The sequence below is a fragment of the Corynebacterium pseudodiphtheriticum genome (assembly GCF_023509295.1).
In the GTDB taxonomy this organism is placed as follows: domain Bacteria; phylum Actinomycetota; class Actinomycetes; order Mycobacteriales; family Mycobacteriaceae; genus Corynebacterium; species Corynebacterium pseudodiphtheriticum.
In genome coordinates this window covers 884,472-899,771 of record NZ_CP091864.1, presented here as the reverse complement: position 1 = coordinate 899,771, position 15,300 = coordinate 884,472, and the positions used below count along the sequence as shown (strand labels likewise).

At 53.2% G+C, this 15,300-nt stretch carries 16 protein-coding genes; 3 read left to right on the top strand and 13 right to left on the bottom strand.

Features of this window, described 5'->3' with window-relative positions; all coding sequences use genetic code 11:
• Positions 1 to 20: 20 nt before the first annotated feature.
• The 6 genes from L9H78_RS04045 to dapE form a co-directional block, all read right to left on the bottom strand.
• On the bottom strand, positions 21 to 902 hold the full coding sequence (locus tag L9H78_RS04045; RefSeq protein WP_249618575.1) for a methyltransferase domain-containing protein: 882 nt from the start codon (positions 900 to 902) through the stop codon (positions 21 to 23).
• Between the two features lie 13 nt (positions 903 to 915).
• Positions 916 to 1,245, bottom strand: coding sequence for a DivIVA domain-containing protein (locus tag L9H78_RS04040; protein ID WP_249620571.1), 330 nt, complete (start codon positions 1,243 to 1,245; stop codon positions 916 to 918).
• A gap of 85 nt (positions 1,246 to 1,330) precedes the next feature.
• Complete coding sequence (locus L9H78_RS04035) at positions 1,331 to 2,188, bottom strand: glucosyl-3-phosphoglycerate synthase (protein WP_249620570.1); 858 nt, start codon at positions 2,186 to 2,188, stop codon at positions 1,331 to 1,333.
• Positions 2,185 to 3,009, bottom strand: coding sequence for a dihydropteroate synthase (gene folP / locus L9H78_RS04030; RefSeq protein WP_249618572.1), 825 nt, complete (start codon positions 3,007 to 3,009; stop codon positions 2,185 to 2,187). The genes L9H78_RS04035 and folP overlap by 4 nt, the downstream gene beginning before the upstream one ends.
• A complete protein-coding gene (locus L9H78_RS04025) occupies positions 3,002 to 3,763 on the bottom strand; it encodes an LOG family protein (protein WP_249620732.1) in 762 nt (253 codons plus the stop codon). The genes folP and L9H78_RS04025 overlap by 8 nt, the downstream gene beginning before the upstream one ends.
• 124 nt (positions 3,764 to 3,887) lie before the next feature.
• Complete coding sequence (gene dapE / locus L9H78_RS04020; RefSeq protein ID WP_430622746.1) at positions 3,888 to 5,105, bottom strand: succinyl-diaminopimelate desuccinylase; 1,218 nt, start codon at positions 5,103 to 5,105, stop codon at positions 3,888 to 3,890.
• A gap of 309 nt (positions 5,106 to 5,414) precedes the next feature.
• Here dapE and L9H78_RS04015 point away from each other — a divergent pair, with 309 nt between their 5' ends.
• On the top strand, positions 5,415 to 6,821 hold the full coding sequence (locus L9H78_RS04015; protein WP_249618571.1) for an amino acid permease: 1,407 nt from the start codon (positions 5,415 to 5,417) through the stop codon (positions 6,819 to 6,821).
• 144 nt (positions 6,822 to 6,965) lie between these two features.
• Positions 6,966 to 7,937, top strand: a complete 972-nt coding sequence (dapD, locus tag L9H78_RS04010) for a 2,3,4,5-tetrahydropyridine-2,6-dicarboxylate N-succinyltransferase (RefSeq protein WP_249620569.1) — start codon at positions 6,966 to 6,968, stop codon at positions 7,935 to 7,937.
• Between the two features lie 54 nt (positions 7,938 to 7,991).
• On the opposite strand, the gene L9H78_RS04005 is transcribed toward dapD, so the two are convergent.
• The 6 genes from L9H78_RS04005 to L9H78_RS03980 all read right to left on the bottom strand — a co-directional run bounded on the left by L9H78_RS04005 (position 7,992) and on the right by L9H78_RS03980 (position 13,202).
• Positions 7,992 to 8,495: a GtrA family protein gene (locus L9H78_RS04005; protein ID WP_126849698.1), complete on the bottom strand. Its 504-nt coding sequence runs from the start codon at positions 8,493 to 8,495 to the stop codon at positions 7,992 to 7,994.
• Between the two features lie 95 nt (positions 8,496 to 8,590).
• Positions 8,591 to 9,685: a succinyldiaminopimelate transaminase gene (dapC, locus tag L9H78_RS04000; RefSeq protein WP_283775227.1), complete on the bottom strand. Its 1,095-nt coding sequence runs from the start codon at positions 9,683 to 9,685 to the stop codon at positions 8,591 to 8,593.
• Between the two features lie 85 nt (positions 9,686 to 9,770).
• Positions 9,771 to 10,103 (bottom strand): ferredoxin, encoded by a 333-nt coding sequence (gene fdxA / locus L9H78_RS03995; protein WP_249618569.1) that lies wholly within the window; start codon positions 10,101 to 10,103, stop codon positions 9,771 to 9,773.
• A gap of 22 nt (positions 10,104 to 10,125) precedes the next feature.
• Positions 10,126 to 10,395, bottom strand: coding sequence for a hypothetical protein (locus L9H78_RS03990; RefSeq protein WP_126849615.1), 270 nt, complete (start codon positions 10,393 to 10,395; stop codon positions 10,126 to 10,128).
• A gap of 92 nt (positions 10,396 to 10,487) precedes the next feature.
• Entirely contained in the window at positions 10,488 to 11,339 is an 852-nt protein-coding gene (locus L9H78_RS03985) for a PIG-L family deacetylase (RefSeq protein WP_249618568.1), read from the bottom strand.
• A gap of 60 nt (positions 11,340 to 11,399) precedes the next feature.
• A complete protein-coding gene (locus L9H78_RS03980) occupies positions 11,400 to 13,202 on the bottom strand; it encodes an ABC transporter substrate-binding protein (RefSeq protein ID WP_249620568.1) in 1,803 nt (600 codons plus the stop codon).
• Position 13,203: 1 nt separating this feature from the next.
• Here L9H78_RS03980 and L9H78_RS03975 point away from each other — a divergent pair, with 1 nt between their 5' ends.
• Positions 13,204 to 13,341, top strand: a complete 138-nt coding sequence (locus L9H78_RS03975; RefSeq protein WP_249620567.1) for a hypothetical protein — start codon at positions 13,204 to 13,206, stop codon at positions 13,339 to 13,341.
• Here L9H78_RS03975 and typA read toward each other — a convergent pair.
• On the bottom strand, positions 13,332 to 15,236 hold the full coding sequence (gene typA, locus L9H78_RS03970) for a translational GTPase TypA (protein WP_021353033.1): 1,905 nt from the start codon (positions 15,234 to 15,236) through the stop codon (positions 13,332 to 13,334). The two genes, L9H78_RS03975 and typA, sit on opposite strands and share 10 nt — an antisense overlap.
• Between the last annotated feature and the right edge of the window lie 64 nt (positions 15,237 to 15,300).

Below are 15,300 nucleotides of genomic sequence, written 5' to 3'. Positions count from 1 at the left end.
ATGCATGTGAAGAGCTGCGCTCAAGCAGGTTTGCTGAAGCAGTCCACGCGCCCCCGCGCAGTCACTGTCATGATTTCCGGTAGTTTCGCTAAACGCTTTTCCAAGTCTGTAGCGGCAATATGGCGCGCGGACGGGCTCATGCCAATCTGGGCGCTGATTGAGGACTTATCCAAACGCATCGAAAATTCGACGAAGGTCGGATCGTCTAATGAAGTTAATAGTCCTTCGGCTTGGTCATACAGCCGAGCAACCTTGTCTTCTTCCACGTCAACGATGCCCAAGGGTTCCCGCAATTCTTGCAAATGCCCGGCATGGGGAGTCAGCACGACCAGTTGACCACCAGGTTTGAGCACCCGTGCGAATTCCGGCATGTTCCGTGGGGCAAAAACCACAGAAAGAGCATCAGCGCAAGCGCTAGCGATTGGTAGCCGCTGCCACACGTCTGCGACCACAGCTCCTGCTTTCGGATGGCATTTAGCTAGTTGTTTCGCGGCCGGGGTAGAAATATCCAGCCCTATCCCGCGTGCTCCTGCAATGCTATCGAGAGTATGTGACAAGTAATATCCAGTACCCGCGCCCGACTCAATAACTACCGGGGCATGATCGCTACCGGCCAATGCTGCAGTATTGGCCGAATCAACCGCCGCCACCATCGCAGAAGTGACGGCTTCCACAAACGGAGCAAAATGCCCGTGCGAAAGAAATGTTTCCCTCGCTTGCACCATTGCTGCGCTATCACCATCGTGCTTGCGGCCAGCCCCCGGAAGCAGCGTAACGTAGCCTTGTTTAGCAACATCGAAACTGTGGCCAGATTCGGATACTAGACGGCGAAAGTCATCTTCCCCGTGCAACGCTGTCCCATCGTTCGGATCAGCCAGTAGGTCAACTACCTCATGGAGCATCTCGTTCTTCCTTTTATCTCTCAGTATCCTGTGCACGTTGTGCATGCGGGCCTTGTTGCGCACGCAGGCGGTCTATTTCTGCTTGGCATTCAGCTAGTACCGCATCAACTTGATCCGCACGGTAGCCACGCGGCACAACCGAAAATTCCACCGCTGCAAGCTGTCCGTGTGCGACAGCTCTTCGGTTAGCAGAAGCTATCTGGCTCTCCGACTCTTGGTACGCAGCATCTGCAGAGTCCCCACTGTTTTGTGCGGTACCAGAGTGGGCTGCCAAGTCATGAATGCCGAAAAATTTAGCCCAGAGCACAATTCCCAATACTACGAGAACCGCGATAATGAGCACTAGGAAAATCCATGATAGAAACATCGGCCCGAATTATTCCTTGTCGTTAGTCGTCTACGAAATTATCTAGAATACTCATGCCGGTTTAGCAGACCCCATAGTCAGCTAGGCTCGCGCGTTCTAGACTTTGTGTCTGCGCTAGCGCTGATATTGCCCCATCCAACTTTAAATGTGTAGCTTCGGTAGTTCGTCCTAGTTGGTCTGAGCCAAAGCAAGGATACTGTTCGGCCCGTCCAAGAATTGTGGCCGCAACTACATCTGCCATTGGGGCTAGCTCTGCCAGGGGTTTGTTCCGATGATGTCGGGTACCTAGCTCTACCTGAGTAATAGCAGCAGCACCATAGGCACCAGCAATATCAATCAACAATCCAGCTTCGACACCAAATCCACCAACAAAAGGAAGCGTTAACGCCGCCGAACGTCGAATCGCATATTCCCCACCCAAAGGTTGTGCGATGTGTGCCAAGTGCGGAAATAGTAGTCTTAGCAGGGGTTTCGCAGTTAGTTCCGTCACCCGTCCGCCGCCACTATCGGCCCCCTGGTAGCCCCGACGATAGATTGGTTTCACAAGTTGCTTGGTACTATCTTCTGCCAATGGTCGCGCAAGTCTGCCGACTAGTTCAGCAGGGGGCTCTACCAAATCGGCGTCAACAAATACGACATAATCACCGCGTGCTTCTGCAACTCCACGCCACAACGATTCTCCTTTGCCCGGCTGTGTTGGCACACCGCGGCCCGGCGCAGCATCCTGCCAGTTAATAACCTTGGCACCAGCAATTTTCGCACGATGGGCAGTAGCATCGGAAGAATCAGCATCGATGACAATGATTTCTCCAGGCTGCTCGGCAGCAATTGCAGCCACTACTTGCCCAACAGTATTTTCTTCATCGAGTGCGGGAATCACTACGCTTACGCGGTGCATGAAGTCGATAGCCTGCATCATAACAGCCCGCGAATAGTGTCTTCCGGCGCGCGTAAACCGGCAATTGCTTCAGTCATTTTAATGACATCGAGAGTTTCTGCCACCTCGTGTACACGGAAAGCTGCTACCCCACGAGCAGCAGCCCATGCGGTTGCTGCCAGCGTCCCGACGACCCTTTCACGGGGCGCTCGTTGTAATGTTTCGCCGATAAAATCTTTATTCGACAGTGCCATGAGAACCGGCCATCCGGTCGCAACAAGTTCATCGCAACGGCGCAATAATTCCAGCCCATGAAAGGTATTTTTTCCGAAGTCATGCGTGGGGTCAATGAAGACCTTATTTTCCGGCACACCGCAGGCTACGGCACGTTCTGCTAATGACGTAGTCTGTGCAATCACATCAGCTACCACGTCGTCGTAGTGTACGCGATGTGGGCGGGTGCGCGGAGTGTTGACTCCGGTATGCGAGCAAACGTATCCGACCCGGTGTGCCCCGGCAACTTCAATGAGTTCTGGGTCATATCCGGCCCACGTATCGTTAATGAGCCTAGCTCCGGCGGCAATCGCTGCCTCGGCGACATCAGCACGCCAGGTGTCCACAGAAATGGTGACGTTAGGGTTTAGTTCATGCACAGCAGCGATCGTTGGGATTACCCGGTCGATTTCCTCTGCGGCATCAACGTCGTCACCGGGCCCAGCTTTTACTCCTCCAACATCGATAATGCTCGCCCCGTCGGCAATGGCTTGTTGTGCACGTGCCAACGCAGAATCTTCGGCGAAAGTCGCGCCTTTATCGTAAAACGAATCTGGGGTGCGATTAATAATCGCCATGATCTCAGTCATCAACGCTAGCCTTACTATCTGCGGTGTTCGTCTCAGTAAAACGTTCATGGACGCGCACAATATGGGCAATAGCCTCGTCTACGTCGTCAGTCACGATGAAAAGATCTAGATCGGTCTGATCGATCATGCCTTCTGCGACCAGACGTTGCTGCAACCAATCCACCAGGCCAGACCAAAATTGCTTCCCGACGAGCACGATCGGAAAGCTAGTAACTTTTTTGGTTTGCACCATGCACAGGACTTCAAATAACTCATCGAGCGTTCCCAAACCTCCAGGTAAGCAGACGAATGCTTGGGAATATTTCAAAAACATGGTCTTGCGTGCAAAGAAATAGCGGAAATGAATACCTAACCCAATATAGTCATTGAGCTGCTGTTCAAATGGCAGCTCGATGCCCAGCCCCACGGACCGGCCACCGGATTCGAAGGCTCCTTTATTGGCGGCTTCCATCAATCCTGGTCCACCCCCGGTGATCACTGCGTAATCATTCTCAACTAGCTTGGCAGCGATCTGCTCGCCCCACTCGTAGTATTTCTGCCCGCGTGGGATTCGGGCAGAACCAAAAACCGTAACCGCTTTCGGCAACTTCGCCAAGGCATCAAAGCCAGATACAAATTCGCCCTGAATGCGTAAGATCCTCCAGGGGTCGGCATGCATCCAGTCATGGTCAGCGCTGCGTTCCAATAAGCGCTGGTCATAAGTTGATTGCGAAAGGTTTTCGTTGCGCGTGATCACCGGACCCCGCATATTCATTCCCCGACGCTGGCCGTCATGCCTTGCACCACTATTGTCAGCTTCGTGGGCAAAGTAATCTGTATGCGGGGAACATTGTTCATGCGGGGGCACTGAACGCTCTTTGGGGGTTTCTGCAGCCATATTAGGAAGGTAATTCCTCTTTCTGGAGGTAGTCAACAAGTTGTTGCGCTACCTGGGTAATCTGCGCTGTCGGGCATTGTTCATCGCGTTTATGCGCAAATCCTGGGTCCCCGCAACCGAAGTTGACAGCTGGCACACCTAGCGCACTGAACCGAGCTACATCGGTCCAACCAAGTTTCGCGCGATAATTTCCGCCTACCGCTTCTAATAAGCGCTTGGCCACGGGCGCCCCCAGGCCTGGTAACGCTGCGCCTGCACTGTCATCAATTTCCACGCTCAGTAGCGAATCGTCGGCGAGATTTCTAAGCCCCAATACCTCGAGTGCGTGTGCGAGTGCTTCGTCTTCACTACGGTCCGGCGCGTAACGGAAATTCACGAACATCCATGCGTCATCCGGAATCGTATTTGTCGCGACTCCTGCTTCCAGGTGCACAATATTGAGCCCCTCGCGATAAGTACAGCCGTCAATCGTCACTTTACGTGCCTCATAATCGGCGACTTTGACCATCACCGGCGCCAGAGTATGGGCTGCATTCGATCCCAACCAGGACCGAGCAGAGTGCGCGCGTTGTCCGCGAGCAGAGATTTTCAACCGCAGAGTTCCCTGACAGCCGGCTTCAATTATGCCGCCTGATGGTTCACCCAGTAGTGCCAGGTCGCCAGCCAACCACTCAGGGTGATCGCGTTGCAGATGGTACAGACCGTTGTACTTGGTGGCTACCTCTTCGCCCTCATAGGCGATCATCGTGAGATCGCACGAAAGATTGCCGGTTTTTACCAACCGCGCAAAAACGTGTAGGTAAACAGCCAAACCAGATTTCATATCGGTAGTTCCGCAGCCATGCATGATGGTTTGCCCATCCGCGTCCTCAGTCAAATGGTGCGGCACATTATCCGCAATAGGAACGGTATCCACGTGACCTGCGAGAACAATGCGGGTATCACGCCCCGTATTGGTTTTTGCGCAGACCGTATTGTGATAACGCTGCACCACAAAATCGATTGCTGCATGCTTCCGAACTGCGTAGAGCGCGGATTCGATGGCATCAGCAATATTCTTTTCATCATGGGACGGTGATGCAATGTCTACCAATGCCGCAGTCAAAGAGACTGGGTCAGCATCGAAATCTAAGTACGGCACAGCCTGCTCCCCGGAATTCTGCGAGCTATTTTCTTGTTCACTAGACGACTGATGTTTTTGCTCGAGTGATGTATTCACAGTGCCCAAGCCTACCGCGCTTGCGGTCTGCATTCGCACCCTATTTTGCACAAACTGCCGGTTCACTCCCCTTCGATACCGCAGCAACTAGCATATTTTCTTGCTCGTGAGTCCACGATCCGCACCATCCGAGGACAAATAACCGGCATTTATTTCGCCCCATATCGTGAGCAAGAAAACGTTCTGGACTAGGGTGTTGAGTATTCTGCAAAGCGATTGCTCATTTTAAGCAATAGTCACCGGAGCCATCGGCCGCAGATCGACCGGCCATAGCGGGACCGGCCGAAGAGGAAAAGAAAGGCGCAACTCATGTCGCAACCGCAAGCTGGGGCGTCACCAGCGAAAAAACAGGGCGCGAACCTGATGAAAACCCGCCATCTGACCATGATGGGGCTGGGTTCTGCTGTCGGTGCAGGGCTGTTCTTAGGGGTCGGTCTGGGAATCCAAATTTCCGGCACCTCAGTATTGTTGTCCTATATCGTCGCCGGAATTCTTGTCACCCTGATCATGCGCATGCTGGGTGAAATGGCCGCCGCCCGGCCATCATTGGGCTCTTTTTCGACGTTTTCTGGCATGGCTTTCGGTAACTGGGCACGGTTCACCAACGGCTGGATTTATTGGTTCATGTTAGTCATGGTGATGGGAGCGGAAATCACCGGAGCATCAGCGATTATTGGTGCCTGGTTTGGTATTGCACCAGTGATTCCGGCCCTCGTCGTTGTTGTTCTTTTTGCTCTGGTGAACTTCGCTAACGTCCGTGGTTTTGGTGAATTTGAGTTCTGGTTCGCCATCATCAAAATTGTGGTGATCATTGGTTTTATTGGCATAGGTTTGCTACTGATTTTCGGCTTGTGGCCGAATGCTACAGGCGCTAACCCCGGCGAGTTCATTGAAAACTTTGCCCCTAACGGTCTCTCCGGCATTGCCGCTGGCCTATTGGCAGTTGCTTTCGCATTCGGAGGCATCGAACTAGTGACCATTGCTGCCGCGGAATCAGAAGATCCAGCAAAAAACGTCAAAACAGCAGTCAATGCGATCATTTTCCGAATTCTCTTCTTCTATATCGGATCCGTACTGGTCATCACACTGCTCTTACCTTTTGATTCCATCCAAGACGCAGACGTTGCTGCAGACTCACCGTTTACCCAGATTCTGTCCATGGCTAATATCCCTGGGGCAGCTGGATTCATGGAATTGATCATCGTTATCGCTCTGCTTTCAGCTTTCAACGCACAGATCTATGCCACCTCGCGCCTGGTATTTAACATGAGTCGCGATGGAAATGCCCCAGCAATTTTCTCCAAGGTCAACAAGGCATCAGCACCACAAAACGCGGTCGTTCTCTCAGTTATCTTCGCTTTTGGTTCAGTCGCGCTGCAATGGTGGAATCCACCCGGGCTACTGGAATTCTTATTCAACGCCGTGGGCGGATGCTTGTTGGTAATTTGGATTCTCACCATTTTGTCGTACTTGAAATTGCACCCAGTGATGAAGCGCAACGGAGAACTGGGAGAACTCAACGCCGGTTTTTACCCATGGGACGCATATATCTCATTGGCTGCGCTGGCTGGCATCATGATCCTCATGCTGACCGACCCAGGAGCGCGCGGTCAACTACTAGCAGTCGCTGTACTGCTTTCGGGCTTGCTCATCATCTCGATATTCGTGGGAAAAAACCGCAAACGCAAAGGCCTATCCAACGTCGTTAAGCAATAAAACCACAATATTTCGGGTATGCTCGAACTCGGATAGCAAGCCACAATTGCACCGGCAATCACAGTTGTGACATGCACAGTTGTGACTTGCGCGCTTGTGACTTGCTTTGACAGTTTCCGAAACAGAATAGGTAGCAGCTTTTCTATGACTTCAGCATCGGCACGTGGACTCGCGACTGTCACTCATGACGGCACCGTCCTCGACGTCTGGTATCCCGCACCAAAACTCGGAGAATCCGTCTCCTCCAGCACAACGAGCAAACTGGACGAGGTTCCCCAACAATTCGCCGACCTGGTGGGTCCAGACGAAGAGCGAGGGGTCGCGCGTATAGCTGTGCGTACTGACATCGCCGATTTAGACCAAGCACCCAAGGATACTTACGACGCTTACCTGCGCCTACACTTGCTCTCGCACCGCTTGGTCAAACCCCATGAGCAAAACCTCGAGGGTTTATTCGGCCTGTTAGCAAATGTTGTGTGGACTAACTACGGACCATGCGCAGTGGAAGATTTCCAGATGGTCCGAGGCCGCTTAGCAAGCCGTGGCCCAGTTACCGTCTACTCTGTCGATAAATTCCCGCGTATGGTCGACTACGTAGTGCCATCAGGAGTGCGCATTGGTGATGCAGACCGGGTACGCCTCGGCGCTTATCTCGCAGAAGGTACCACCGTCATGCACGAGGGCTTTGTCAATTTCAATGCCGGTACTCTTGGCTCCGGCATGGTCGAAGGCCGGATATCTGCCGGTGTAGTCGTAGATGACGGTTCTGACGTCGGCGGCGGAGCCTCGATCATGGGCACTCTTTCCGGTGGCGGAAAAGAGGTTATCTCCGTCGGTAAGCGCTGCTTGCTTGGTGCTAATGCCGGAATCGGTATCTCCTTGGGCGACGACTGCGTCGTAGAGGCCGGATTGTATATCACCGGCGGCACAAAGCTCACCGTCTTCGGACCGGTGGCCGAAGCCATCGGAGTGTCTCATGGATCAACGGTCAAGGCCAGCACCCTCAGTGGTGCCAGCGGTATTTTGTACCGCCGCAATTCAGTCTCCGGTTCTGTGGAGGCCACCGAATGGAAGGCTTCGGCGGTCCAGCTCAACGAGCAACTACACAATAATTAAGGGCTAAAACCGAAGCGCTTCGGCATAGCTTCCGGTGACGGAAAGCACCGCAACCTAAGATATTGGGGAGTCGAGAACCACTCGGCTCCCCTTTGGGCTTTTTCGGAAAGTCCAAAATTTATTAATCACGAAATTAACTGGCATAGAAACCAGTATCGACAGAGCACTGGCCCAATAAAACTTCGTGCGCAGCCCAGTGGAATCGTCAAAGACACTTTCTGAGAGTGCAATTGGCGAGCCTGGGTTCATGAGCAACACCAAAACAATCTGTGATACCACAAGAGCACCAATGCCAGTGATCATAAATGGCACAAGTCCGCGAATCCACCCCACCGAAGACACGCCTTTAAACGTCCACGACCGGTTCAACTGATAATTCCAAATATTCGCAATGACGAACGCCACCACGGTAAAAACGTTATACCAGCGGATGTTGAAATCAGTGCCCAAAAGTGGCAGAAAAACCTCACGCTCGTTTAACGCAAAAACCACCTCTGCGAATTTTTTGCAAATATATACAACGGTGAGGTTGACGATCACTCCGGAGCCACCGACCATCCCAAATTGGATGAATTGACGGAGGCTCGCTAACGTCTGCACCGTCTTCGGAGAAGTTTCGGCCACAAAGTCCCTTTCGACGATTGACCAAGCCACTATTTATCAGAGCAAAGTCGCGACACCGCGGCTGCTATACGCTCATCTGTTTCGGTCAGCGAAATACGCACATGGTTTTTACCCTTAGGGCCGTAGAACTCTCCGGGAGCAACGAGAATGCCACGCTCCGCAAACCAGTCCACAGTGTCACGACAGGGCTCATCGCGGCTCGCCCACAAATACAGCCCGGCCTCAGAATTATCAATCCGGAAACCAGCGTCCGATAACGCGCCAAGAAGCTTAGCTCGCCGTTCACCGTAAATCTGTTTTTGTGCTAACTCATGGGCGTCGTCGTCTAAGGCTGCCACCATCGCTGCCTGAATTGGCCCCGGAACCATAAGACCAGCGTGCTTCCGTGCCTGCAGCAAAGCGTCGATAATTTTCGGGTCTCCCGCTAAATATCCGGCCCGATACGACGCGAGATTAGAAGTTTTCGATAAGGAATGAATGGCAATCAAGTTGGTAGTATCACCGTCACACACCCTCGGATCCAGGATAGACAGTGGTTCGTCTTCTCCCGCAGACTGCCACCCGAGACCTAGATAGCATTCGTCAGACGCAACAATGACACCGCGAGATTGCGCCCATCCCACCACTTTGCGCAGGTGCTCAATGCCCAGAACTTTACCAGTTGGGTTCGATGGGCTATTGATAAACAGCAAGTCGGGGCGCGCTGGGCCGATCTGTGTCAAAGAATCTGCACGAAGAACATTTGCTCCTGCCAAGCGCGCAGAAACTTCATAAGTCGGATACGCCAGCTCCGGTATCACCACAAACTTGGCGCCCAGCAATGTTGGTAACCAGGCAATCGCTTCTTTTGTTCCGACGACCGGTAAAACTGCCTCTACGTGCATGTGATATCTACGCCGCAGCGCAGACGAAATCGAATCGCGTAGCTGCGCAGTGCCAGCAGTTTGTGGATATCCTGGTGCGGAACCGGATTCTGCCAATGCCAGCTGGATGCCTGGGGCTACTGGGTCGACTGGGGTTCCAACCGATAAGTTAATGATCCCATCGGCATGCGATTCCGCAATCTTTTTCGCGTCGGTCAAGCTGTCCCACGGAAAATCTGGGAGAGAAGGGGTACGCATCATGATTTTGGTCCTTAATCGCTAGTTATTCACCGACGTGGGCGAAGGGATCTTTCTCCCTGGCCAGGCAAGCACGCCAAGTAGCCAATTAGGCGTCCGCGTCTTGGTTTTGTGGCGGAAGCTTGGCAATCATTGGATGGTCAAAGTCTTGTGGTCCCAAGCCAGCGGCACCACCTGGTGAGCCGAGGTCATCAAAGAATCCGACGTTGGCATCGTAATATTCTTCCCACTCGTCAGGGGTATCGTCTTCGTAAAAAATTGCTTCTACTGGACAAGCTGGCTCACAAGCACCACAATCCACACATTCATCCGGGTGAATGTACAGCATGCGCTTGCCTTCATAGATGCAGTCGACCGGGCATTCTTCCACGCAACCGCGATCCATCACATCCACACACGGTTGGGCAATGATATAAGTCATGGGCTCTCCTGATTGATATTCACTATTTCGGTACGACAGCTTTGTGGTTTTTGATGACCGACCACGCTGCTCCTGCTAAGACGGCACATACCAAAGCCACCACGTACGCGACCGCAGCTGACGTGGGCGACATCAGCCCAACTACTCCCACCCAGACTACCGCGGGCAGTAGCTGAATAAGGTAGTTTGCCGACCACAACGTGGCGGTTTTCACCAAAACCATGACCCAGCCGTAGGCTAATGGGATAGTCCACGGCAGGTTCGTAACCTCTACTGTGATGGTAGCGGGCAAGTACCAGAGACAAAAAACCGCACCTATTGCGGCGAAAGCACAGAGCCAGACTAGTGCCCCGGCAACCTCACTACGACTGAATTCGGTTCGTATTACGCGTTGTCCCACCGGTGCTGCTCCTGTGCTCGAGCAACCGGTCCGGGACCAAACGGCAACTGGTAATGTTCAGTTCGCAAAATGGGATAAGCATATAGATTCGACAAGGCGTATACCCCGGCAATGGCATCATCATGAGAGGCCACCACCCTATCCGGATTGACGGTCGAAGCTCTTCCGTCGGCGATCCAAACTTGCGTGGCGTGTGCTGCCATTGCTTCACGTTTAGCAGTCACTTCAGCTGGGCTGAGTTCCAAGCCGACATCGACAAAATCATCGGTTCCGTTGAATAAATATTCCTGACCCGGCCATTGCCAACCCTCTGGCAAAACAAACTGTTGCTGCCCATCTATTACGTCTTGCCGGTACAACACTGACCACCACACTTCAGGAGCAATTCCAGATGCATGAACCCGAGACAACGCCTCGTGCGTAGCATTGTGTGCGGCAATGTGATCAGGATGCCCATATCCCCCGTCAGGGCCATAGGTAATCACCAGATCAGGCTCCTCGGCCCGGAGAAAATCCTCTATAGCAGCTGCCGCTTGTTCGGTATTATTTACCAATGCCTTAGGATGCTGCGCGGACTCAGCCCCGGCCATACCGGAGTCTCGCAGATTCAAACGTTGGCCAGAAACTTGTAAGACCTCTAGCGCTTCTGCAAGTTCGCCCAAACGAAATTGAGCCAGATCATCAACGAGTTCCGCCCTGCCAATAATTTCGCCCTCCTCGCCATTCGTGCATGTCAGCACTGTGACCTCGGCGCCTTGCTTGGCAAACCGCGCTAACGCCCCGCCTGTCCAAATAGATTCGTCATCCGGATGCGCGTGGACGGCTAAAACCTTCATTATCTTCCTCCGAGGATAGGGGCCGGGTACCGTGAAATCTGATTGTACCCAGTTCACGTACTACCCTTCTTGCGGGTTTTCTATCTTGAGCCCTCGACCAACCCCGCCCACACCGGCTTTATCCTCAGCAGCCGATAAACGCCACTGTGGAGCCGATTTCAGCCCAGCTGGCCACCGCTCTAACTGTTCTTCCGGGCCAATAATCCCACTGCCCAGAACCCGGATTCTTCGTTCATCGAGCACAGGAATTTGCAATACGTACTCGGAATCTAAGCTACTAACTAAATCAAGTCCGTATTCGGCATCTACGCTGCCTTCGAGAACCTGAATCCACGCATCGTCGAAATCTGGTAGGCACTGTGAAATCCACGCGGCTTTCTCAGTACTCAACCCCGGGGCACGACAGAGTAATTCGTCGGCGAGGTTCACAGAAGAAGCACTCGTATCTTGCCAACTCACCACTGCATCGACGTCCCCATTTGGCACCATTTCTCTGGCGATAGCAGCAAAATCATTCGCAACGACCTCAGCATGGACTCCCACCGCGACCAACTTATCAACCACTGCAGCCGCTGCAGCACTAGCAACGGGATCGGTGGGGTCAGCGGCAATCCTTAGTGGACGCTGCAGAGTGCTGCTTTCGCGTAACCGTTCCACTTGCGCGGCAGTCGCGTCACCGTCAATAGTGTTTTTGTTGGCACCGGGCGCTTCCTCGCCTCCGGTTTCACTATGGGCGACGGATTCTGCATATCCTGGGACTCTCACGTCCGTTCGTCGACCAGCCGCTTGTACGGCTACCTCGGGTCTATCAATCAATCTGGCAAACTCGGATCGAGCCAATTGTTGGCTAAAAATCGGTGACTGCGTCAACAAATCAATCTGCATTTGCCGCGGAGTATTGAAGCGGAAAACCTGTGTTCCCGGCAACGAGTTGTAGGCAAGGAATGTGGTTTCTTCAGGAGTGAGGTCTGCAAACGTTATCTGGCCGGAACGCATGAGATCAAGCCCTTGCCTGGGGTTTCTAATCTCTGTCAGTTCAATCACGTCGATGTTGGCCGGGTCCGCACCCCAGAATCGGTCATTACGATGCAATGTTAGCTTGCCACGTGCCCAATCAACACTGTCGATTTGGTAGCGACCTGCACTGGCAGGTATTTCTCTTACTGCTGCGAACGGGGCATTCATCAAGTGCGCCGGTAAGAGATAATGGAATAATTCTTGCCAGTCGTGTACACGCTGGGAAAAAGCAACTTCAACCACTTTGCCCCCGGCGGTAGAGGTGATGTCCGAAATTGCAAAATATCCTGAAGCGCGCACCACACCCGGAGTTGTCGTCATCTGCTGCCACAAATAAATAAAATCTTCGCCGGTAATTGGGGTTCCGTCAGACCATTGCGCCTGCTGTGCGATTTCGTAACGGACTCGCTGCACGACGACTTGGTCTTCAGTACCTTCCGGTTTGGGCTCTGTGGCAACGGCGTCTGTGTCCAGGCCTGCTAGTTCCACTTCTTCGGCCGAGTCCAATAATTCCGTGATTTCGCCGTTCACAAAAGCAGATGGCAAGGCCAATGCTGCAATATCATCGACGACGGCTTGTTGGTTCGCCTGCAAATGTGGATTCAGCCCGTTGTGTATTGGGTCAATCCCAATGCCTACTTGGGATTCTTCTACCGAATTGCGGCGACTTCCTGAACGTTCTTTTGCACCATGATCCGCCTCTGCGTGGTTTTCCGGGGAATTAGAGCTTGCCTTGGCATCACCTCGGGCTACATCCGCCGCACTAGATTCAGCTTCTTGTCCGGTTTCGATCGGTGGTGGCCCTGGGTTGGCCACGCATGAAGTCAATAAACCAGCAGCAGCCACGATGGCAAACGGAAACCTGCAGCTCCGGGCGACTTTCGTCACCCAGCTTTTATCCGCGCCTATCGCGGCGGCATTTCCTAATCTGCGCATCATGGCTGTTAGTGCGGATTTATCCGCTGTTTCTGCGAATTACTTCTGATTTTTCGCACGCGAGGCTGCACGACGACGTTCAGAAGCGTTCAGCTCAACCTTACGTACTCGTAGAACCTCCGGGGCTACTTCAACACACTCGTCATTGCCGCAGAACTCCAAGGCTTCCTCCAACGACAAAGTCTTAGCTTTTGCCAGCGTAACGGTAGTGTCCGCGGAAGCTGCGCGCATGTTCGTCAGCTTCTTTTCCTTCGTGATGTTGATGTCCATATCTTCATCACGGTTATTAGCACCGACGACCATGCCTTCATAGGCTTCGGCTCCCGGTTCAACGAAGAAGTTGCCACGATCAGCCAGCGACATCAAAGCAAACTGAGTGATCTTGCCCGAACGGTCAGCCACAAGCGAACCGGTTGCGCGCGACTTGATCTGCCCGGCCCAAACATCCATGCCATCAGACATGGAGTTCGCGATGCCGGTACCACGGGTTTCAGTCATAAACTGTGTGCGGAACCCAATCAGGCCACGGGCAGGAATACGGAAGACCATGCGAACCCAATCGCCTTCTTTGATGTCCATGGACTGCATCTGGCCTTTCCGGCCGGCCAATAGCTGGGTGACATTACCTTGGAATTCACCAGGCACGTCGATCGTGACGATCTCATAAGGCTCATGCACCTGTCCGTTAATCGTCTGTGTAACGACCTCTGGCTTACCAACGGTCAACTCAAAACCTTCGCGACGCATCGACTCAATGAGAACCGACAAAGCCATTTCGCCTCGTCCTTGCACTTCCCATGCGTCTGGCTTTTCAGTCGGCAAAACGCGCAGCGAAACGTTACCAATGAGTTCCTGGTCCAGACGGTTTTTCAGCAACCGAGCTGTCATCTTGTCGCCACCGCCGCGTCCAGCCAACGGAGAAGTATTCACGCCAATCGTCATGGAGATTGCTGGCTCATCGACAGCGATACGAGGTAGCGCCTTTGGAGATTCTGGATCAGCGACGGTATCGCCGATCATGATTTCAGGGATACCTGAGATCGCAACGATGTCACCTGCGATAGCTTCTTGCGCTGGTTTGCGATCAAAGCCTTCTGTACGCAGCAGCTCGGCAACCTTGACATTGGTAGTCTTTTCGTTTCCGTCTTCGTCGTAGTGAATCCAGGCCACCTGCTGCCCTTTGGTAATCTTGCCTGCGTACACGCGTAGTAGCGCCAAACGTCCAAGAAAGTCCGAGGAGTCCAGGTTGGTGACATGCGCCTGCAACGGAGCATCAACGGTTGCAGATGGCTCCGGCAAAACGTCGTAGATCACATCGAACAGTGGTTGCAGATCTTCTGAATCTGGAACATTGCCATCTCCCGGATTTTCTGTCGAGGCCTTGCCTTCACGCCCAGACGCGTAAAGAACCGGCAAGTCCAGAAGTTCTTCCGCTGCTGCAGCGGCCTCTTCGTTTTCCAATCCGGCGGCGATTTCCAGCAACAAGTCCTGGGATTCTTGCACAACGGCATCGATGCGAGCGTCTGGGCGGTCAGTCTTGTTGACCGCGATGATCACCGGCAACTTCGCTTCCAACGCCTTGGTGAGAACGAAACGTGTCTGTGGAAGCGGCCCCTCGGCGGCATCGACAAGCAAAACTACACCGTCAACCATCGAGATTCCGCGTTCAACTTCACCACCAAAATCCGCGTGGCCCGGGGTATCAATGACGTTAATGATAAGGTCAGCACCGTCTTTACCAAGACCTTTACGGCGGACCGCGGTGTTTTTCGCGAGGATCGTAATGCCACGCTCTTTTTCCTGGTCATTCGAGTCCATGACGCGATCATTTACTTCGCCATGTTCGCCGAACGCTCCGGATTGCTCGAGCATCCCATTGACGAGCGTGGTTTTGCCATGGTCGACGTGTGCGACGATTGCGACGTTGCGGAACTCAGTGTTCACAGTACTCCTGAAAAATCGTGGGTTTTAACGGTTCAACGATACTCCCCTTGCCCATTCGTTGCAC